The sequence below is a fragment of the Corynebacterium sp. c24Ua_83 genome, assembly GCF_039907245.1.
GTDB lineage: Bacteria > Actinomycetota > Actinomycetes > Mycobacteriales > Mycobacteriaceae > Corynebacterium.
The window spans coordinates 128,744-149,364 of the sequence record NZ_JASBOI010000001.1 but is presented as its reverse complement, the minus strand read 5'-3'; the positions used below and the strand labels follow the sequence as shown (position 1 = coordinate 149,364).

The window sequence follows — 20,621 nt, the reverse complement described above, 5'->3', positions numbered from 1 at the left end:
TCAAAACTACTTAAAAGATTAGATTGTTTTGACTAGCGAAAGACTAGACCGAATCCATGGGGCTACGGGATAGTTTGTGTATATTAATCAAACATTTATGGTCCTCTAATATTGTTTGGGGGTAAAAACTGTTCAGGGGTGCAGGTTCCTCCCCTGGAGGCTCATTGCTAGAATCGGCCTGTTCAGCCCCTTTAACACGGGGAAATTCTGGCAAGCGAGACGGGTGATTCACACATGACGGACGCGCACGGGTCGGCCTCCCCCACCAACGAAGGCCGCGCCCAGGGCAAGCCGCAGGGGCGCAGGCGCTCCCGGCGACGCTCAAACAAGCGCCGCCGCCCGCAATTCATCCGCACCATTCCGCCGATTACCTACCCCGACCTGCCGGTCTCTGAGCGGCGAGAAGACATCAAAAAGGCCATCGAGGACAACCAGGTGGTCATCATCGCCGGTGAGACCGGCTCGGGTAAAACCACCCAGATTCCCAAGATGTGCCTGGAACTCGGCCGCGGACGCACCAAGGTCATTGGTCACACCCAGCCGCGCCGCATCGCGGCCCGCAGCGTGGCCGAGCGCATCGCGGAGGAACTCGACCAACAGATCAGCGACGATACTTCCCTGGTCGGCTACAAAATCCGCTTTGACGATACCATCTCGAAGCACACCGCCGTAAAGCTCATGACCGATGGCGTACTGCTCAACGAGATCCAGCGTGATCGCCTGCTGCGCGACTACGACACGATCATTGTCGACGAGGCCCACGAGCGCAGCCTTAACATCGACTTCCTTCTCGGCTACCTCAAGCAGCTACTGCCGAAGCGGCCCGACCTGAAGGTCATCATCACCTCCGCGACGATCGACCCTGAGAGTTTCGCAAAGCACTTTGCGGACGCCTCCGGCTCCCCCGCCCCCATCATCGAGGTCTCGGGGCGTACCTACCCGGTGGAGATTCGCTATCGCCCGCTCGTGACGGAACGGGAGAACCCGAAAACCGGCGAGGTCATCGAGGTGGAGACCGACCCCCTGGACGGACTCGTCGCTGCGTGTAAGGAACTGATGCGCGCCGGCGAGGGCGACATCCTGTGCTTCTTCTCCGGCGAACGCGAGATCCGCGATGCCGCCGAGGCACTGGAAGGTGAGTTCGCCGGCGCCGGCGGGGCACGCAAAGTAGACGTGTTACCGCTGTTCGGCCGCCTTTCGAACGCCGAGCAGCATCGTGTGTTCCGCACCGGGCCACGCCGCCGCATCGTGCTGGCCACCAACATCGCGGAAACCTCGCTGACGGTTCCTGGCATCCACTACGTCGTGGACACTGGCTATGCCCGCATCTCCCGCTACTCCAACCGCACCAAGGTTCAGCGCCTGCCGGTGGAGCCCATCAGCCAGGCCAGCGCCAAGCAGCGCTCCGGCCGCTCGGGCCGCATCGCCGACGGCATCGCCATCCGCCTGTACTCCAAAGAGGACTTCGAGGCGCGCCCCGAGTTCACCGACCCGGAGATCCTGCGCACCCACCTGTCCAGCGTGATCCTGTCCATGGCCGCCCTCGGCTTGGGCGATATTGAACGCTTCCCGTTCCTCCAGGCACCCGACAGCAAATCCATCCGTGACGGTGTGGCTCTGCTGCAGGAACTCGGAGCGTTGGCGTCAACAAAGGACGCGGCGCTTACCCCCATCGGCCGCGACATGGCGCGCATCCCCACCGATCCGCGGCTCGCGCGCATGCTGGCGGCCGGGCATGCGAACAACATCATCGAGCCCATCGCGGTCATCGTGTCCGCCCTGTCCATCCAGGACGTGCGCGAACGCCCCTTGGAAAAGCAGCAACAGGCTGACGAAATGCACGCGCGTTTTAAGGCGAACTCCGACTTTGTGAGCCTGCTGAAGCTCTGGAACTACCTGCAGGAACAGCGCCAGGAGCTGTCCGCGAACAAGTTCCGCAAGCTGTGCCAGCGGGAGTTTATCCACTACGTGCGCGTCCGCGAGTGGATGGATTTGGTGCGCCAGATGCTGTCTGTCGTGCAGGACCTTAGCTGGAAGATTCCGAATATTCGCCACGTGAGGGAGCTGGTTTTCGAGCCGGAGGCGATCGACGAGGATCTGGTTCACAAGTCCATCCTTACCGGCCTTTTGACACACGTGGGAATGCGCGAAGGCAACTCCAAGCAGTTCACCGGCACCCGCGGCTCGCACTTTGTGGTGCACCCTTCCTCGCACGTGTCCAAGAAGCCCCCGCAGTGGCTTATGGCCGCTGAGCTGGTGGAAACCTCGCAGGTGTTCGCCCGCACCGTAGGGCCCATCGACCCGAGCTGGATCGAGGCAATCGCCCCGCACATGGTGAAGTACAACTATTCCGAGCCGGTGTGGTCGTCCTCCCGCGGGGCGGCAATGGTGCACGAAAAGGTGCTGCTTTTGGGGTTGCCGATCGTCGCCGACCGGATGGTCAATGCGTCGAAGGTGGACCGGGCATTGGCGCGCGAGTTGTTCATTCGGCACGCGCTTGTGGAGGGCGATTGGAGAACCCGCCACCATTTCTTCGCCCACAACCAGAACCTTCTCTCCGAGGCGACCGAATTGGAGGACAAGGCTCGCCGCCGCGACATCGTCGTCGACGATCAAGCGCTCTTTGATTTCTATGACGCCCGCTTGCCAGAGAAGATCGTTTCCTCCCGGCACTTTGATTCCTGGTGGAAGAAGGCTCGCCATAAAGACCCGCACCAGCTGGATTTCACGCTCGACGCGCTGATCGACTCGGAGGAGGCGGCGAAGGCTGCCGATGAGTTCCCCGACGTGTGGCGGCAGGGCAGCCTGGAGTTCGAGCTCAGCTATGTCTTTATGCCTGGCGACCCGGACGACGGCATGACAATGCGCGTGCCGATACCCCTGCTGGCGAACGTCTCCGAACCGGAAACTCGCTGGTTGGTGGCCGGTATGCGGGAGGAGCTGGCGATCGCCCTTATCCGTTCCCTGCCCAAGCCTTTGCGCACGAGTGTGGTGCCCGCCAGCAACTTCGCCGCTGCTGCTCTGCGTCGGATGGTTCCCTTTGACGGGGAGTTTGGGTTTGCGCTGGCCGAGGCGCTGCGCGAGCTCGGCGGCCAGGGGATCTCTGCACAGGACTTCGACTGGTCTCGGGTTCCCGGGCACTTACGCATGCAGTTTGCCGCCATCGACCGCCGTGGCAATGTGATCGAGAAATCGCGCGACCTGCAGTACTTGCAGAACAAGCTGGCCGGGCAGGTCACGTCCGCGATTGCGCAGGCCGCCGCGCGTTCCAAGACCGCTGCCCCGAGCGATGCGGCGCAGCATACGCCGTCGCGCCGGAAGGGGTCGAAGAAGCAGGCCGGAACGTCCACCGGCGTGCTGGCCACTGCAGATGAGTGGACCGTGGATGGCATCGGCGTGCTGCCGGAGACGGTGGAAACGGTGGTGGATGGCCAGACCCTCAACACCTACCCTGCGATCGTCATCTCTAAGCGCGGCGCAGAGGGAGCAGCCAAGGACCGGGTGACCTTGAAGGCCTTCCCCACCAAGCAGGCGGCGGACGGCCAGCAGTTTACGACGGTGCTGAACATGATGGTTGCGGCCTGCACTGTGTCGCCGAAGCAGATGATCAAGGGGCTGCCGCTGCGCCAGCGGGTGGCCATGGAGAATACTCCCGGGGGCGTGGACGGCCTTGTGAACGACGTTGTGGCGCTGGCATGCCGCGACATGCTGATGAAGCTGGGGCCGGTGATCCGCGATCCGGAGAAGTGCGAGGAGGTAGTTGGGACCGCACGATCCCAGGGGCCGGGCCGGGTGCGGCAGTATGTCGTTGCCCTGGCTCCTGCGGTGCTGGCGGTAGCCGATATGTCAGCGGAGCTTAAGGGCTGGTCGGGCGAGGCTATCGACGATATGCGCGCACAACTCGACTTCTTCTTGGGCAAGCACGCTATCGCTCGTAATGGCATTGAGCACATGCGCCATGTTCCGCGTTATGTGGAGGCGATGCGTGCACGCCTGGAGCTGATGAAGACGGATCCGGACAAGGAGGAGGATCTGGACGATGAGGTCCAGGAGGCCTTCGAGTTATTAGAAAAGACCAAGAAGCGCCTACCTACTGCGCGGGCTGCCTCGCCGCAGATTAAGGAGGTGCGCTGGATGATCGAGGAGCTCCGGGTCAGCCTCTTCGCCCAGAACCTCGGCACGGCTCATTCGGTTTCCCTGCAGCGAATCCGGAAGAAGCTGGAGAAGATTCGCTAGGTTATCCTCGCCGCTAGTTTTCTTCGTCGGTGGGTTCCAGTTGAGGCTCAGCTAGGGCGTGGCGGTGCGCCCGCAGGGATTCGATCTCCTGCTCGAAGTCTTCGGCGCAGTTGAAGGACTTATACACCGAGGCAAAGCGCAGATATGCAACCTCGTCTAGGGTGCGCAACGGGTCGAGGATCGCCAAGCCGATCTGGTTAGCGGGGACTTGTGACCCATGTGCCACGCGCACTGCCTGCTCCACCTCGTGTGCAAGGCGCTTCAAAGCGTCATCAGAGACGTCTCGCCCTTGGCATGCCCGCCGAACGCCCTTGATGACCTTTTCCCTGCTGAACTCCTCGGTCACCCCGTTTCGCTTGACCACCAACAGGACGGATCTTTCGATGGTCGTGAAACGCGTCTGACACTCGCTGCACTCACGGCGGCGGCGAATGGATACGCCCATTTCGATAGAGCGCGAGTCGACTACGCGGGAGGATTCAGAACTGCAAGAGGGGCACAACACGCCACCCAGCTTAGTCCTTCACCTCAACGGGACAGAAGATACAGAAGCTACAGACGCGACAGACTTGTTCGCCACCTAGATGGATCCTCCTTAAGGGATCAGCATGGGCGCGAGGCCAACTAGTGCGGACATTGCCCCCAAGGACACCATGGTCGCACCCGGAGAGTGAACCACGCGATCCACACGCGCCCGAATCGCCTCGATACGGTTCGGCTGTACTTCGAACACCCTTTCGTTAGCGCCCGAAATCCGCGCAGCCCTCTCCCTGGATATCGAACGGGCTACCGGCGCCGTAGAGTAGCCGTAGGTGTTCGATTTGCGCCCCTCACTCACCTGATCCCAATCCGGCTTAAGCACCCGCGGCTGGCGCAGCGGGGCTACCCGATCGTGGCGCGTCACCCGGGCGCGCGTGGCAGAAGAACGGAAGGTCGCAGACTGGCGAGACGTTGCAGGGCGTACGATCGAGGTGGTCATCTACTTACTCCTTGGTGTATTGGCGGCATATCAGCAGCGCATCGGCGCCACCTTCGAGGCGGTGCACAAGACTTGCTTCGCTGCGATTCACAGTAAACCATCCGCGCCAGACATGTTGTGGATACTTAATAGAACACTAGATCACGTGTTCTAATTCCGGTTGCACTCAGAAATTTAGCACGCCCGTTCGAACGTGTCTAGCGGAATCTAAACTTTTTCGAACACACACACTAGAAATTCTCCTTTTATCGGGTAAAGTCGATTGAGACAGCTGAAGCGAACAGCTACTGCCGAGTACCGAATCCACACCGAATACCGAGCGAGGTAGATCCCGTGAGCACCGACGATTCCACCGATAGCCCCACACCGCGCCCGCGGCTTGGCCGCCCGCCGAAGTCGGAAGCCGACAAGCGTGCGGAGAAGCAGGCCCAGAAGGATGGCCAGAAGCCTGCCTTGAGCACCCGCCAGCGCCGCATTCTGGAGGTCATTAAGGATTCGACGGTCATCCGTGGCTATCCACCGAGCATCCGCGAGATTGCGGACGCAGTGGGGCTGCACTCCACATCTTCGGTTTCCTACCACCTCACCCAACTCGAGAAGCGCGGCTACCTTCGCCGTGATGGCAAGCGCCCCCGCGCCGTCGACGTGCGGGCATTCGACGGTGGCCAGCTGGGCAACGAGGGCACGAAGAACAACACCAGCAAGCCCAAGGCCAACGCTTCGGCTCCGGAGCCGGCCGCCGACGGCGAGATCATGCCGGAGGCAACTTACGTTCCGGTCGTCGGCCAGATCGCTGCCGGCGCCCCGATCCTCGCAGAGCAGAACGTTGAGGCTCACTTCCCCCTCCCCCAGGAGCTCGTGGGGAATGGCGAGCTATTCCTGCTTCAGGTCGTGGGCGAATCGATGCACGACGCGGGCATTTTCAACGGTGACTGGGTTGTCGTCCGCTCGCAGTCCGTCGCCGAGTTCGGCGACTTCGTGGCGGCAATGATCGACGGGGAGGCAACGGTCAAGGAGTTCCAAAAGGATTCCGACGGCCTGTGGCTGATCCCCCACAATCCGCTGTTCGAACCCATTCCCGCCGAGGAAGCGACGATCCTGGGCAAGGTCGCCGCGGTCCTGCGCAAGATCTAGGTTCCCCCCATTGGTTCTGACGCCGCCGTTTCCAGCCCGCAAGCAACTAAAATGACGCTTATGGAATCAGCAGAACGGCGCCGTCAGATACTCTCCCTCACCGCCATTCACGGCAGGGTAACTGTGAATGAATTGGCGGAGAAGTTCGGCGTCACCGCAGAAACAATTCGCCGAGACCTAGCGGTCCTCGACGACGGCGGCGAGCTCTTCCGCGTCCACGGCGGCGCCGTGCCCGTACAAAACTTCCGTACGGACTTCACCACGCTCGCCACCAGGTCGAAGGCCGCCCTCGGGGCCAAGCGCGCAATCGCCCGGGCAGCGGTGCAGCTGCTGCCACCCTCTGGAACCGTGTTCATCGACGCAGGCACCACCACGGGCGTATTCGCCGAAGCAATCGCGGAAGCCAACGCAACGAACGACCCGAAGCTCATGGCGCCGAAGCTGAACATCGTCACGAACTCGCTGTTCATCGCCACTACCCTGGCGGAATCCTCGCGCTGCGATGTGCAGCTGATCGGCGGGCACGTCCGGGCGGCCTCCCAGGCCGTCGTCGGCGACCTAGCCACCCGCGCCCTCGGTGTACTACATGCGGACGTGTCCTTTATCGGCACCAACGCGCTCACCATCGACCACGGCCTATCCACCCCAGATGCTCAAGAGGGGGCAATCAAGCGCGCCATGGTCGCCAACTCCGATTCGGTAGTCGCCCTGTGCGATTCCACCAAGTTCGGCCTCGATTACCTCGTCAGTTTCGCCAGCATCGATGACATCGCCGCCATCGTCACCGACCGCGGCGCCCCCGAGCTGTACGTCAACGAACTAAGAAGCTTAGGCATCGACGTCACCTTTGCCGACTAGCTCCGCCCGACTAGCTACTCAGTGACGACAAATTCCTCCAGCTCGGCGGCGACCACCTTCGGCAGCCGGACGTCCAGCTTGGTTCCGGCCGCGTCGTAATCCTCCGCAATCACCGTTCCCAGCTCGTGGACCTTGGCCACCACATCGCCACGGTCAAATGGAACGTGCAGGGTCACGTGAGAATCCAGCGAGTTGAGGAACAACTCCAGCTGGGCCTCCAATTCCGGAATGCCCTCCCCTGTCTTCGCGGACACATACACGGCATCCGGAATGCGGTGCCGCAGCTCCGCCAGCACCAGCGGGTCGGCTGCGTCGATCTTGTTGATGACCAAGATCTCCGGCGGCGCCTCCTGCCCGGATTCCTCCACGATCCCACCGATCACGGTGTTCACTGCCTTGATCTGCTCCAGCGGGAACGGGTCGGAGCCATCCACAACGTGCAGCACCACATCGGCGGCCAGGACTTCCTCCAGAGTGGAACGGAACGCCTCCACCAGCTGCGTGGGCAGGTGACGGACGAAGCCCACCGTGTCGCTGAACACCACTGTGCGACCGTCCGCCAGGCTCGCGCGGCGCGTCGTCGGATCCAGGGTGGCGAACAGGGCATCCTCAACCAACACACCCGCACCCGTCAGTGCGTTAATCAGGGAGGACTTGCCCGCGTTCGTGTATCCCGCAATCGCGATCTGAGGGATGGCCGAGGCGTCACGCCGCTCTCGCTTGACCTCGCGAGAGGTCTTCATCGCCGCAATCTCCTTGCGTAGCTTCGCCATGTCGGAACGCAGGCGGCGGCGATCCGCCTCGATCTTCGTCTCACCCGGACCGCGCAGGCCCACGCCACCGTTGGACCCCGCGCGACCGCCCGCCTGCCGGGACAGCGCGCTACCCCAACCGCGCACGCGGGTGATGAGGTACTCCATCTGCGCCAGCGAGACTTGCGCCTTGCCCTCCTTGGACTTCGCATGCTGGGCGAAAATATCCAGAATCAGCATGGTTCGGTCGATCACCTTGACGTCCAGTGCCTTCTCGAGCGCGATCATCTGGCCCGGGCTCAGCTCACCGTCGCAGACCACCGTATCGGCGCCGGTTTCCTGCACCACGGACTTCAGCTCCTCGACCTTGCCGCGGCCGATGTAGGTTCCGGAGTCGGGCTTGTCGCGCCGCTGGTAGAGCATCTCCGCCACCTCGGAGCCTGCGGTTTCGGCTAGGGCTCGCAGTTCCTCCAGGCTCGCCTCCACCTGCGCGATCGTCCCGGTGGTCCACACGCCGACCAGCACGACCTTCTCCAGCCTCAGCTTGCGGTACTCAACGTCGTAGCCGTCGGACTGTTCGTCTGTGTAGGTATTTACTCCGCGGGATAGCCGTCGGAGGCTCGAGCGCTCCTCCAGATCGAGCTCGCCGACCGTGGGCGCCGCGTGCGAATCATAAAGGTGTGTAGTGTGTTCGGTTTTATCCATCTTTTCCGTCATTACGCTCTATTTTTACCTGTCAGGGGCGGTAAATAGGAAATTTGGTGCGGCGGACTAGAGTGGTGGGCATGATTCCTGAACTCCGCAGCATTGGTATGGATTTCCCCAAGTGGCAGCAGGCCCTCGAGGCCGCATATGGCTCCGGCAACCTGGGCGTGTCGGGTGAGGTTCGCGGCGGCCAGGTTCTGCAGTTCGACGACCCCTCGGGCGCCCGCATGGTCGTGCTTGCCGTCGAGCCCTTCGGCTCCTTCGCCAGCTACACCGGCGGAGTGCCCGCCACGGCGCACCTGTCGATGCTGAACGACATCATCGGCGTGCTCGACGTTGTGGACGATAGCCCCATGCTGCAGATCTCCGGTCAGCAGGCCCCGACGATCGCTTCCCTCACCGCCACCATCGCTCAAGGCCCTTTGCTTGTGGACGCCCCCTCGTTGGAGTACCACCAGTTCCACATTGGGGCTCTGGCCAATTCCGTGCGCGTGTACGGGGACTCGACTGAGTTCGCCAAGGACGGCGGCCTGAAGGTCGGCGTGGTGGATTCGAGTGGTTTGCGGGACATCAACTCCCCGTCTGCTGCCCCGCATGCCACGGCGGAGATCGCGGTGGAGGCCACTGACTGGTCCCGCAAGGTCAACGCTCTGACGGGGCAGAAGTTCTGGACTGCCACCGTGACCTCCCCCTTCGAGTTCACGGTGGTGCTACCCGAGGATGCGGTCGACGAGGAGCTCGCACAGTCCGATGCCCCGTTGATCGTGGCCGGTACCGTGCAGTTCACCGCCAGCACCGTGGATGCCGCTGGCTGCGGCGGCGCCTGCGGCTCCGGTAGCTGCGGCTGCGGGGGCCACTAGAGGACTGTTTGGCCCCAGGCCACAATCGCCGAGGGCCCGCGGAGTACCGAGCCATCCTCGGAGACCTCCACCTCCACGGTGCCCCCTGGAACGTGCACGGTGACGGTGCCTGTTGCCAGTTCGGCGTCAGCAAGGGCAGAAACAGCGGCGGCGACAGTGCCGGTGCCACAGGAGCGAGTCTCCCCCACCCCGCGCTCATGGACGCGCATGTGCACCGCGCCCGCATCGTCCAGGGGCGTGAGTACCTCGAGGTTGACCCCCGCCGGGAAGAACTCCGGGTCGAACTGCACCTGCTGGTCGATCGGCAGCTCCTGCAGTTCCTGCGCCGTGAGGTTCGGCACCACCGCGGCTAGGTGCGGGTTGCCCATATCCACGCCGAGGCCGGCGACCTTCATGTCTCCCACCTGTGCGGTGGACACGCCCAGCACTTCCGGGGCGCCCATCTCCACGCTCACGATCGCGTGCTCCTGGTTCTCCCCACTCAGCTCGTGAACCTCCACCAGCTTGCGGCCCGCCCGGGTGCCGATACCGAACTGTTCACCGACGGTGATCTTCCCTTGTCGGCACAGCACATGGGCGAAGGCACGTACCCCGTTGCCGCACATTTCTGCCAGGGAGCCGTCGGCGTTGCGGTAGTCCATGAACCATTCGTCACCGCGCACGCCCGCGGGCAGTTCGGCCAGCACGCCCGCACCCACCAGCGCGTCGCCGGTGGCAATGCGAATCACGCCGTCGCCGCCGATCCCGGCCCGGCGGTCAGCAAGGTGCCGCACGCGCTCCTCGGTGAGCTTTATCTGGGTCGCCTCGTCCATCAGGACAACGAAGTCGTTCTCCGTGCCGTGGGCCTTGATGAATTCGATCATGCGGAACACTTCCCTTGCTTAATAATGGCCTTGCTTACTGCTGGCTGCCAATCCCTAGCGCTTCCGTGGCCGCGCGGACCGGGTCGGGCGAGTTGGCGTCAATCCAAATAATGCGCTTATCCCTGCGGAACCAGGAACGCTGCCGTCGAGCATAGCGACGGGTGCCGGTTATCGTGCGGTCCACGGCTTCCTCAAAAGTGAGCTCGCCCGCGAAATAGTCCAGCACCTGCGCGTATCCGATGGCCTGACCGGCGGTGGACTCGCGGACCAACCCATCGGCAACCAGGGCACGTACTTCATCCACCAGACCCTGGTCGAACATCTGGCGCACGCGCAACTCGATGCGGGGGTTCAGCCACTCGGCAGGCGCGTTCAGCCCCAACAGGCGCATGTTCCAGCGGGGCGTGGAATTCTTCGGCGGCTGTGAGGCCGCGAAAGGCTTGCCGGTCAACTCGATGACTTCGAGGGCGCGGACGGTGCGGCGCGGATCGTTGTCCTCGATAATGCGCGCGGCCTCGGGGTCGATCGTCGCCAGGTGCTGGTGCATGGCGGCCACCCCACGGACGTCGAGCTCGCGCTGCCACTTCTCGCGCACCATCGGATCCGTGGGAGGAAAGTCCCACTCGTCCACCAGCGCCTGGATGTACATCATGGAGCCGCCGACGATGATGGGCGTCTTGCCCCTGGAAAAAATTTTTTCCACCGTCTCGATCGCCCCCGCGCGGTACTCTGCGACGCTTGCGGGCTTGGTCACCGGCCAAATATCCAGCTGGTGGTGCGGGATCCCCTGTCGCTCTGACGGCGGAACCTTGGCCGTTCCGATATCCATGCCGCTGTACAGCTGCATGGAATCGATGTTCACCACCTCCCCGTCCAGCCGCTTGGCCAGCTCCAGGGAGATCGCCGTCTTGCCAGAGGCGGTGGGGCCAACGACTGCGATCGGGCGGATCTCAGTGGAAGAACTCATAGAAACCCAGTCTAGCGGTGCGGCTGGTGTAATAATTACTTCATTGCCCTATACGAAGCTGAGAGGCTAAGAGGCTACAAGGCTAGAAAGCGTATAAGGCGATTGGCATGTTTTGGTTTTAGGTAGGAGTACCCGCAATGACTGATCCCACGAATCCTCGTCCGGTCCCGAAGCCCGGCCCAAAGCCGGGGCCCAAGCCAGGCGCCAAGCCTGGGCTGAAGGGAGTGCAGACCGGGGGTGTCAGCATCCCCAAGAACGACCCCGCGAAGTTCGGCCGCGTGGATGCGGACGGCGTGGCATGGCTGAAGACCGCCGACGGCGAGCGCCAGATCGGCGAGTTCAAGGCCGGTACTCCCGAAGAAGGGCTGAAGCACTTCGGCGCCCGCTACGACGACCTCAGCACCGAGGTGCAGATGCTCGAGGCGCGTCTGCAAAGCCACCCGGAACAAGCCCAGACTATCCGCCACGACGCGAAGATTCTGCAGGATTCCCTTCCCACCGCAGCCGTCATCGGCGACATTGCCGCGCTGGATGCCCGCCTAGAAAAAGTTTCCCAGCGCACCCAGACCGCCGAGAAGCAGGTCGCGGAGGCGAAGCAGGAGCGCCGCGATTCCGCATTGGCGCAGAAGGAAGAGCTGCTGGGAGAGGTCGAGGACATCGCCGCAGCCGACCCGTCCACCGTGAACTGGAAGCGCTCCGGCGAGCGCATCCGCGCGATCGTAGAGCAGTGGCGCAGCATCAAGGGCGTGGAGCGCTCCACCGACGACGAGCTGTGGAAGCGTTTCTCTAAGGCTCGCTCCGAGTTCAACCGCAAGCGTCAGGCGCACTTCGACGAGCTGGACCGCAACCGCGAGCGGGCGCGGCTAAAGAAGGAAGATCTGATCGAACAGGCCGAGGCGCTGCAGGATTCCACTGACTGGGGGCCAACCAGCGCCAAGTACCGTGACCTGATGAGCCAGTGGAAGGCCGCAGGCCGCGCCCCGCGCAACGTGGACGACCAACTGTGGGGGCGATTCCGCAAGGCACAAGACGTGTTCTTCGCCGCCCGCAAGGCGGATTCCGCCGAGCGCGACAAGGAGTTCGAGGCCAACGCGGAAGCCAAGCAGGCCCTCATCGACGAGTACTCCCCGAAGGTTGATCCGCAGGCGCACGGAGTGGACAAGGCCCGCAAGGTTCTGCACGAGCTGCAGGAAAAGTGGGAACAGATCGGCTTCGTACCGCGCGGCCGCGTGCGTGAATTCGAGGACAAGATCAAGGCCATTGAGGCCCGTGTGGAGGAGGCTGCGGATGCCGAGTGGCGCCGCACCGACCCGGAGGCCCAGGCGCGCGTGGCCCAGTTCCAGGCAAAGGTGGACCAGTTCAACCGCGAGGCCGAGGCCGCGGAGAAGGCCGGTAAGTCCGCGAAGGCGGAGAAGCTACGCGGCCAGGCCGCGCAGTGGCAGGAGTGGGCAAACGCCGCCGCTGCCGCCGTGGAGGGCTAGTCCTCCTCGCTCTCCTGCTGGGGCTCGCTCTCCTTCTTTTCGAGCTCGGCCTTGCGCTCGCGGCGGGCCTTCGCCCGGGCGCGGCGGTCATCGACGATCTCCGCATCCTCGCGGTCCTCGATGCCCGTGCGCAGCCGCTGCTGTGCCAGGCGGGATTCTTCGTCGCGGTGGGCCTCCTCGCGGCGCGCTGCAGCTAGCGCCCGCTGCAGGGGATTCTTTTGAAATACAACCGCAGACAGTGCGTAGAAAAGCACCGTTAGACCCACCAGGCTGAACAGCAGCGGGATGGCCGGGCCGTCGCCCGACTCCGTCGGCGGCTGGGTCTGGCGCACCCAAATCGCAAACACGTTGTACCACCAGGCCACACCTGCAAAGGCCCAGTTCACCCACGCCACGATCCACGATTTCGAAACCAGGGTTCCGATGGTCAAAAGGATCGCGATAAGGCGCAGCCAGGAGAAAATCATTTCCGGCTTAGCCGTCGCGCCGTCCTGCGCCACCTGGGTGTTAAACAGCACGTCGTAGCCGCGCACGTCGCCCGCGTGCGGCAGGAAGATGATAACGAGGGGAACCAGGAAGCCGAAGACGATCAGCGGCACGTAGCGGCCCAGCACCACGCGCCCGGCTATCTTGCGCTCGGCACCGCTGAGGTCGCCTCGGTACTGCGCCAGCGCGTCATCTCCGGCTTCCTGTTCGGAGCTCTTGGCGCTCTTGCTCTCACTACTCACAGCCGCATCCTCCCGTGCTGCATCCGCCCGCCGCCGTCGGCTCGGGCTTCTTTATGCTCGGCATTCCTAGTCCGACGCCCACAGGCGCCGTAGTCGGAGTCTCTCCCAACTCTGTCATGTCCCCCGCCCGGGTGCGCGTGTGGCTCGCGACTCCGCCGTCGGCGATGAGGAAGTGCGGCGCGGCGTCAGTAATAACAACCTCCACAACGTCACCTGCCCGGATGTCGCCTTCGGGCGTGAAGTGCACGAGGCGGCCGTCGCGGGAACGCCCGGAGCGGCGGTGGGTGCGGTCGTTCTTACGCCCGTCGGCCTGCACCAGCAGTTCCTGCGTGGTGCCGATGAGCTTGCGGTTTTCCTCTTCGCTGATGCGCTCCTGCAGTGCGAGGAGGCGCTCGTAGCGGTCCTGCACGACGGCCTTCGGCACCTGGTTTTCCATCTCCGCGGCCGGAGTGCCGGGTCGCGGAGAATATTGGAAGGTGAAGGCGCTGGCGAAGCGGGCCTTCTCCACTACGTCCATGGTCGCCTGGAAGTCCTCCTCAGTTTCACCGGGGAAACCGACGATGATGTCGGTGGTGATCGCCGCGTGCGGGATGCGCTCGCGCACCTTGTCGAGGATCGCCAGGAACTTCTTGGAGCGGTAGGAGCGCTTCATGTCCTTCAGTACCTTGTCCGACCCGGACTGCAGCGGCATGTGCAGCTGCGGGCACACGGCGGGGGTCTCCGCCATCGCGTCGATCACGTCATCGGTGAACTCGGCCGGGTGTGGGCTGGTGAAGCGGAGGCGTTCCAGGCCTTCGATTTCCCCGCAGGCGCGCAGCAGCTTGGAGAATGCGGTGCGGTCGCGCTCCAGCGTTTCGTCGGCGAAGCTCACGCCGTAGGCGTTCACATTCTGCCCAAGCAGCGTCACTTCGCTCACGCCCTGCTCCACCAGCGCTTTGACCTCGGCCAGGATCTCGCCAGGGCGGCGGTCCTGCTCCTTGCCTCGCAGCGAGGGCACAATGCAGAAGGTGCAGGTGTTGTTGCAGCCGACGGATACGGAAACCCAGCCGGCGTAGGCGGATTCACGCTTGGCGGGGAGCACGGAGGGGAATTCCTCGAGCGCGTCGAAGATCTCCACCTCTGCCTTGTGGTTGTGCGCCGAGCGCTCCAGCAGGGTGGGCAGCGAGCCTAGGTTGTGGGTGCCGAAGACCACGTCGACCCAGGGGGCTTTGTCCACCACGGTCTGCTTGTCCTTCTGCGCCATGCATCCGCCCACGGCGATCTGCATGCCGGGGTGCTCGTCCTTGATGGCCTTCATCTGACCCAGGGTTCCGTAGAGGCGCTTGTCCGCGTTCTCGCGGACGGCGCAGGTGTTAAACACCACGACGTCCGGCGTGGCGCCCTCGTTTGCGGGCACGTACCCGGAGTCTTCCAGCAGGCCGGACAGTCGCTCGGAATCGTGGACGTTCATCTGGCAGCCGAAGGTGCGCACTTCGTAGGTGCGACCGGCGCCAGAGTTCTCGCTCGTTTGCGTCTGAATCGTCTGTGTCACGTGGATTACCCTACCCCTTTGCCCACCGCGTTTAGAAAAGTGAGGTCTTAGCTAGTGACGCCCGCTACAGCTCCTCTATTCGTGCGTCTAGCGCGCGGCGAGCATATGCCAGGGCTACGCCTTGCGGAAATCCGCGGCGGGCGGCCACGCCCACTACTCGGCGCAGTGCCTTGTCGTATTCCTTGCGGTCGGCGGGGCGGGTTTTTACGCTGGCTGCCTTCTTGGCTACGAGCTCCTCCAGGATCTGCTCCTGGGATTCCTCGTCCACTTGTGCCAGCGCGTCCTCGATCAGTACTGCGGCGATGCCCTTGCGCTGTAGTTCCCGGCGCAGCACGGCGACGGACTTCTTTTGATTCTTCTCCCGCTGCCGCACCCACTCTTTGGCGAACTGAGCATCGTCGAGCATCCCGTTTGCCGTGCAGCGGTCGATGACCTCCTCCACGCCCTCGGGCTCGAACTCCGCATCGAGCAGCCTTTGGCGCAGCTCCTCCGTGGAGCGTGCTCGGTGATTGATCAAGCGCACCGCCTTGGCCTTGATCGGCGCGAGTCTTTCCTCCTCCGCCGCATCCAGGAACAGCTCGCCCTCGCCGGGCGAGTAGTTGGCGATCGCCTGCCGTAGCGCTTCTACCTTTTGGTCGCGCTCGCTTTGCCTAATCGGCATCGTCAGTTGGCATCGTCATCGTCGAAGTTCGGGCTCAGCTCTATGGGCTTGTCCTCGTCCGCCTGATCCTCAGCGGCTTCCCCAGCCGTCTCGCCCTTCATCTTAGCGTAGGGGCCGATCTTCAGTTCGCGGGCGATACGGTCCTCCAGCTCCGCGGACAGGCCCGGGTTGTTCTTGAGGAACTCGCGGGCCTTCTCCTTACCCTGGCCCAGCTGGTCGCCGTCGTAGGTGAACCAGGAACCGGACTTCTTAATCAGGCCTGTCTCCACACCCAGGTCAATGATGGAGCCCTCCCGCGAAATGCCCTCGCCGTAGAGGATGTCGAACTCCGCGATCTTGAACGGCGGCGAGACCTTGTTCTTCACGATCTTCAGGCGGGTTCGGTTGCCCACCACGTCCTGGCCATCCTTCAGCGCCTGGATACGGCGAATATCGCAGCGTACGGAAGCGTAGAACTTCAGCGCCTTACCACCGGTGGTGGTTTCCGGAGAACCGAACATCACGCCGATCTTCTCACGCAGCTGGTTAATGAAGATCGCGGTCGTACCCGTCTGGTACAGCGCGCCGGTCATCTTGCGCAACGCCTGGCTCATCAGACGGGCCTGCAGGCCAACGTGCGAGTCGCCCATTTCGCCATCGATCTCCGCCTTGGGCGTCAGCGCCGCCACGGAGTCCACCACGATGATGTCGATGGCGCCCGAGCGGATCAGCATGTCCGCGATCTCCAGCGCCTGCTCGCCCGTGTCCGGCTGGGAGACCAGCAGCGCGTCGGTATCCACACCCAGCGCGCGGGCGTACTCCGGGTCCAGCGCGTGCTCCGCATCCACGAAAGCCGCGATGCCGCCGACACGCTGCGCCTCCGCGATTGCGTGCAGGGCCACGGTGGTCTTACCGGAGGACTCCGGCCCGTAGATCTCCACCACACGACCGCGCGGGAAACCGCCGATGCCCAGCGCCGCGTTAATTGCGATGTTGCCAGAAGAAATCGCCTGGATCGGCGGGCGAGTGTCGTCGCCCAGGCGCATGATCGCACCCTTGCCGAAATCCTTCTCGATCTGCGCCATCGCAAGCTCCAGCGCCTTCGACCGATCCTTCCCCGCCGCGGCGGTCTGCTTCTTCTTCGGTGGCATAGAGTTGCTGCTCCTTACATCTGCTGTGACGTCCGGTGTGTTCAATTCCGGTGTATTCAATATCGTCATCTTCTTCGCACCCCCGATCTCCTTAGACCGGGAGTACTCCGAAAAGGTTCATTGATAGTTGTACTCGACCGCGCGGACAACCATCGTTTCCGACACACACCCTACACGAACCTTTGTTCGATTGTTTAACTGACCATCCCACCAGTCCAGACTGTGGGCGTCAATAAAGAAAAGGCTAGATATCCTCACCCAGGCGACGCTCTTCGGGCACGTCGAAATCATCACACAGCGCCAACCACACATCGCGCGGATCATACCCCTGTTCGATTAGAGCAGCAGGCGTATCCCCTAGCGAACTCAGCACGTGAGTATCCGCAATAAAAGCCCGAAAGCTATCGCCGAACTCGCCCAAAGTCAGCCGATCAAACTCTGTTCTGCGCATGGTCTACCAATGTACACCCCCACCCAAGAGCCTCGCCTTGAACGGTGTTCAAGTTTTGGCTCATCTGGGTTATCATCATACTTATGTCATCCTCAGAAACTACAAAATTTAAGGCGGTAGATCTCGCGTACATCGCTGTCTTCGCAGCACTCATTATCGTCCTCGGCGGCGTGCAGTTGCCTGTCGGCGTGGCCGGCGTGCCTATCGTCCTGCAAAACATGGGCATAGTCCTGGCCTCCCTCATCCTCGGCTTCTGGCGCGGCGGCCTGGCCACTACCCTCTTCATCGCCGTGGGCTTCGTCGGCGTCCCCAACATGGCCGGCTGGAAACCCGCAGCCGCAGCCGTCGCGGGTCCCACCGTCGGTTACATCGTCGGCTACATCATCGCCGCCTTCGTCATCGGCCTGATCGCCCAGTACGCTCCACGCAACGCGAGGGCACGTACCGCCGTGTTCTTCCTCGCGGGCATCGTTGGCGTGATCATCCAATACCTCTGTGGTTCGATCGGCCTGATGGTGCGCCTCGGCTACGACTTCAGCACCGCCCTGGCGGCCAACACCCCATTCATCCCCGGAGACCTCATCAAGGTCACAATCGCCGTCGCCATCGCGCTGACCGTCACCAAGGCAGTGCCAGACCTGCTGCCAACGAAGCGCAAGGCCTAGAACATGCCCCAAATCGAGTTCGAAAACGTGGGCGTCACCTTCGATACCTCAACAGGCCAGCGGACCGTCCTCCGAGACATCAACCTTTCCCTCAACGAACGCCGAATCGGCATCATCGGCGCTAACGGCTCCGGCAAGTCCACCCTGGTGCGTCTCATCAACGGACTCGCCGAACCCACCAGCGGGCAGGTGCGCGTCGCTGGGCTCAATGTAGCCAAACGCGGACGCGAGGTGCGGCGCAAGGTGGGGTTCGTCTTTAGTGACGCCGACAACCAGATCATCATGCCCACGGTTGCCGAGGACGTCGCGTTCTCTCTGCGCGCAACCACCAAAAGTGGCCGCGAAAGAGAAGAAAGGGCAACCGCCATGCTGCGCGCCATGGGGCTGGAGCACCTCGCGGACGCCTCCCCCCATTTTCTTTCCGGTGGCGAAAAACAACTGCTGGCTCTGGCCTCGGTGCTGGTCGTGGAGCCAGAGCTGGTGATCGCAGATGAGCCCACCACCCTGCTGGACCTCGGCAACCGAAAAATGATCGCCCGCAGGCTGGCGGAGCTACCGCAGCAGCTGATCGTGGTGACTCATGACCTGGAGCTTGTAGAAGGCATGGACCGCGTTCTGTGGATCTCCGATGGCGAGGTACGCGGCGACGGCCCGCCCGACCGCGTGATTGCCGACTACGTGGCGAGCTTCGGCGGGTAGGTAAGTTATGGCAAAGTCCCTGCACATCAACGTTCCGCTGTCGGTGTACCACCCGGGGCAGTCGATTCTGCACCGCGCCCGCCCGGGTCTAAAAATTTTTTTGCTCTTCTTTTTCCTGGTCGGCAGCGGAATCTGGGCGACCGCGCCGTGGCAGTCAGGGGTTGTCGCCGGATTCACCGTCGCGTGCTACGTGGTGGCGCGAATCCCGGTGAGCTTAGCGTTGCGCCAGCTGTTGGCGCCCGCCGTGCTGCTGCTGGCCTTCGCCGCGCTGCTGTGGTGGCAGCGGGACTTCCCCACCGCGCTGACCTACTTTGTGGTGATCCTCTGTGCGGTGGCCATGGCGACCCTGCTGACCCTGACCACCACCATTGGGCAGCTCATGGATGCAGTCGAGGCGGGCCTGCGCCCGCTGGGCAAGATAGGCCTGCCCGTGGAAACGATCAGTCTGCTGGTGGCGCTGACCATCCGCCTGATTCCGCTGACGGCGCTGACGGTCAACGAGGTGCTAGACGCAAGAAAAGCACGGGGCGCATCGCGCTCCGTGCTTGCCTTCGGCGTGCCGGTGATTGTTCGTAGCCTATTGCGAGCCCGCCGCCTCGGCGAGGCGCTGAAGTCCCGCGGAGTCGGTAACTAGCTGAAAACTAGCTTTCGCCTCGCAGCTGGCGCATACGCTCGGCCACTGCGTCCTGGCTGACGTTGCCCGCCTGCGGCTGGGCCTGCTCGATGGCCTCCTGCTGCTGCGCGCCGCCCAGCTGATTGTTCGCGCCGCCCTGCATCTCCGCACGGATCTGCTCCAGGCGGGAGTGTCCGGCCATCTGGATGCCCGCCTGCTCGACCTCCGCCATGCGGCCCTGCACGGAGTTCTGTGCCAGCTCGGCCTGCCCCAAAGCGTTGGCGTAGCGGCGCTCGATCTTCTCGCGCACCTGATCCAGGTTCGGGGAACCATTCGAGGTAACGGCGTTCATGGACTGCAGGGAATCGGCGACCTTCTCCTGCATCTTCGCCTGCTCGAGCTGGCTCAGCAACTTGGTGCGCTCTGCGGCCTTCTGCTGCAGCTGCATGGAGTTGCGCTCCACGGCCTGCTTGGCTTGCGCGGCCTGCTGTAGAGCCTGGTCGTGCAGGCTCTTCATGTCCTCCACCGACTGCTCCGCCGTCACCAGCTGTGCAGCAAAGGCCTCGGCGGCATTTTCATACTCCATGGCCTTCTGCTGGTCGCCCTGTGCGCGAGCCTTGTCGGCGAGGTTCAGCGCCTGCTTGGTGTTGGCCTGCAGCTTCTCTACCTCTTCGAGCTGGCGGTTCAGCTTCATCTCCAGCTGACGCTGGTTACCGATAACAGCCGCTGCCTGCTGGGATAGTGCCTGGTGCTGCTTCTGCGCCTCTGCGATGGCCTGTTCGATCTGAATCTTCGGATCAGCGTTTTCTTCGATCTTGTTGTCGAAGAGCGCCATCAGGTACTTCCACGCCTTCACGAACGGATTGGCCATGAGCTATTGCTCCTTCATTGAGAGGTAAAAACGGGCTAAAAATATTTCTTTTGCGCGGATAATACTACCAAGAATCCGTCGCACACCCCTGCACTTAGGCTCGTTCGACAGCCCCCGCCGCCATGTTCGCAGCCAGCTCGGCAGCCGCCGCATCCAGAGCCATCATCGACGCAGCTTCCAGGATCACCGAAGCCACCGAAACGGCCATCGCATGGCACACGCTGGCCAGCAGCTCAGAGGAAACTTCCTTGCGGCCACGCTCCAGCTCGGACAGGTAGCCCGGGCTGACATTTGCCAGCGAGGCCAGCTGCCGCAACGTAAAACCGTTATTGGTGCGGTATTCCTTCAGGGTCGCCCCCAGCGCCTCCCGCAGCAGCGGTTCGTCCGCGGGCATCCGCTCGGCCGGACGCTCCACCGCAACCGTATCCATGACCATA

20 protein-coding genes are annotated in these 20,621 nt (G+C 63.1%); 8 read left to right on the top strand and 12 right to left on the bottom strand.

What is annotated here, in order from left to right:
* The first annotated feature begins 234 nt into the window (after positions 1-234).
* Positions 235-4,236, top strand: a complete 4,002-nt coding sequence (gene hrpA, locus QKE30_RS00675; protein ID WP_347933845.1) for an ATP-dependent RNA helicase HrpA — start codon at positions 235-237, stop codon at positions 4,234-4,236.
* 13 nt (positions 4,237-4,249) lie between these two features.
* Here hrpA and nrdR read toward each other — a convergent pair whose 3' ends face one another.
* On the bottom strand, positions 4,250-4,741 hold the full coding sequence (nrdR, locus tag QKE30_RS00670) for a transcriptional regulator NrdR (protein ID WP_035003731.1): 492 nt from the start codon (positions 4,739-4,741) through the stop codon (positions 4,250-4,252).
* 90 nt (positions 4,742-4,831) lie between these two features.
* Positions 4,832-5,215 (bottom strand): hypothetical protein, encoded by a 384-nt coding sequence (locus tag QKE30_RS00665; protein WP_035003728.1) that lies wholly within the window; start codon positions 5,213-5,215, stop codon positions 4,832-4,834.
* A gap of 333 nt (positions 5,216-5,548) precedes the next feature.
* Between QKE30_RS00665 and lexA the strand changes: the two genes are divergently transcribed.
* Together lexA and QKE30_RS00655 are read left to right on the top strand one after the other, a co-directional pair.
* Positions 5,549-6,349: a transcriptional repressor LexA gene (gene lexA / locus QKE30_RS00660; protein ID WP_035003725.1), complete on the top strand. Its 801-nt coding sequence runs from the start codon at positions 5,549-5,551 to the stop codon at positions 6,347-6,349.
* Positions 6,350-6,409: 60 nt separating this feature from the next.
* Positions 6,410-7,207: a DeoR/GlpR family DNA-binding transcription regulator gene (locus QKE30_RS00655; RefSeq protein ID WP_347933844.1), complete on the top strand. Its 798-nt coding sequence runs from the start codon at positions 6,410-6,412 to the stop codon at positions 7,205-7,207.
* Between the two features lie 14 nt (positions 7,208-7,221).
* Here QKE30_RS00655 and hflX read toward each other — a convergent pair whose 3' ends face one another.
* Positions 7,222-8,676 carry a GTPase HflX gene (gene hflX, locus QKE30_RS00650; RefSeq protein ID WP_347933843.1) on the bottom strand — a complete coding sequence of 485 codons (1,455 nt, stop codon included), beginning with the start codon at positions 8,674-8,676 and terminating at the stop codon, positions 7,222-7,224.
* A 68-nt stretch (positions 8,677-8,744) separates the two neighbouring features.
* On the opposite strand from hflX, the gene QKE30_RS00645 reads away from it, so the two are divergent.
* Complete coding sequence (locus QKE30_RS00645) at positions 8,745-9,524, top strand: hypothetical protein (RefSeq protein ID WP_347933842.1); 780 nt, start codon at positions 8,745-8,747, stop codon at positions 9,522-9,524.
* Here the strand turns inward: QKE30_RS00645 and dapF are convergent.
* Both dapF and miaA read right to left on the bottom strand, forming a co-directional pair.
* On the bottom strand, positions 9,521-10,387 hold the full coding sequence (gene dapF, locus QKE30_RS00640; RefSeq protein WP_347933841.1) for a diaminopimelate epimerase: 867 nt from the start codon (positions 10,385-10,387) through the stop codon (positions 9,521-9,523). The two genes, QKE30_RS00645 and dapF, sit on opposite strands and share 4 nt — an antisense overlap.
* A 34-nt stretch (positions 10,388-10,421) precedes the next feature.
* On the bottom strand, positions 10,422-11,354 hold the full coding sequence (miaA, locus tag QKE30_RS00635; protein ID WP_347933840.1) for a tRNA (adenosine(37)-N6)-dimethylallyltransferase MiaA: 933 nt from the start codon (positions 11,352-11,354) through the stop codon (positions 10,422-10,424).
* A gap of 137 nt (positions 11,355-11,491) precedes the next feature.
* Here miaA and QKE30_RS00630 point away from each other — a divergent pair, with 137 nt between their 5' ends.
* A complete protein-coding gene (locus tag QKE30_RS00630) occupies positions 11,492-12,835 on the top strand; it encodes a DUF349 domain-containing protein (protein ID WP_347933839.1) in 1,344 nt (447 codons plus the stop codon).
* Here the strand turns inward: QKE30_RS00630 and QKE30_RS00625 are convergent.
* The 5 genes from QKE30_RS00625 to QKE30_RS00605 form a co-directional block, all read right to left on the bottom strand.
* Complete coding sequence (locus QKE30_RS00625) at positions 12,832-13,563, bottom strand: hypothetical protein (protein ID WP_347933838.1); 732 nt, start codon at positions 13,561-13,563, stop codon at positions 12,832-12,834. The two genes, QKE30_RS00630 and QKE30_RS00625, sit on opposite strands and share 4 nt — an antisense overlap.
* Positions 13,556-15,094 (bottom strand): tRNA (N6-isopentenyl adenosine(37)-C2)-methylthiotransferase MiaB, encoded by a 1,539-nt coding sequence (gene miaB, locus QKE30_RS00620; RefSeq protein WP_347933837.1) that lies wholly within the window; start codon positions 15,092-15,094, stop codon positions 13,556-13,558. The genes QKE30_RS00625 and miaB overlap by 8 nt, the downstream gene beginning before the upstream one ends.
* 64 nt (positions 15,095-15,158) lie before the next feature.
* Complete coding sequence (gene recX, locus QKE30_RS00615; RefSeq protein WP_347933836.1) at positions 15,159-15,755, bottom strand: recombination regulator RecX; 597 nt, start codon at positions 15,753-15,755, stop codon at positions 15,159-15,161.
* 2 nt (positions 15,756-15,757) lie between these two features.
* Positions 15,758-16,885, bottom strand: coding sequence for a recombinase RecA (gene recA / locus QKE30_RS00610; RefSeq protein WP_347933835.1), 1,128 nt, complete (start codon positions 16,883-16,885; stop codon positions 15,758-15,760).
* 244 nt (positions 16,886-17,129) lie between these two features.
* Positions 17,130-17,336: a DUF3046 domain-containing protein gene (locus QKE30_RS00605; protein WP_035003702.1), complete on the bottom strand. Its 207-nt coding sequence runs from the start codon at positions 17,334-17,336 to the stop codon at positions 17,130-17,132.
* Between the two features lie 83 nt (positions 17,337-17,419).
* Here QKE30_RS00605 and QKE30_RS00600 point away from each other — a divergent pair, with 83 nt between their 5' ends.
* Genes QKE30_RS00600 through QKE30_RS00590 form a run of 3 tightly spaced genes read left to right on the top strand, consistent with a single transcriptional unit; the run spans position 17,420 to position 19,334 of the window.
* Entirely contained in the window at positions 17,420-18,001 is a 582-nt protein-coding gene (locus tag QKE30_RS00600) for a biotin transporter BioY (protein WP_206540416.1), read from the top strand.
* Between the two features lie 3 nt (positions 18,002-18,004).
* The gene (locus QKE30_RS00595) at positions 18,005-18,700 is read left to right on the top strand and encodes an ABC transporter ATP-binding protein (RefSeq protein WP_347933834.1); all 696 of its coding nucleotides are present in this window, start codon (positions 18,005-18,007) and stop codon (positions 18,698-18,700) included.
* A gap of 7 nt (positions 18,701-18,707) precedes the next feature.
* On the top strand, positions 18,708-19,334 hold the full coding sequence (locus QKE30_RS00590) for an energy-coupling factor transporter transmembrane protein EcfT (RefSeq protein WP_347933833.1): 627 nt from the start codon (positions 18,708-18,710) through the stop codon (positions 19,332-19,334).
* A gap of 7 nt (positions 19,335-19,341) precedes the next feature.
* Here QKE30_RS00590 and QKE30_RS00585 read toward each other — a convergent pair whose 3' ends face one another.
* A complete protein-coding gene (locus QKE30_RS00585; protein ID WP_034987728.1) occupies positions 19,342-20,184 on the bottom strand; it encodes a PspA/IM30 family protein in 843 nt (280 codons plus the stop codon).
* 94 nt (positions 20,185-20,278) lie between these two features.
* On the bottom strand, positions 20,279-20,620 hold the full coding sequence (locus tag QKE30_RS00580; protein ID WP_034987723.1) for a helix-turn-helix transcriptional regulator: 342 nt from the start codon (positions 20,618-20,620) through the stop codon (positions 20,279-20,281).
* Position 20,621 lies beyond the last annotated feature (1 nt).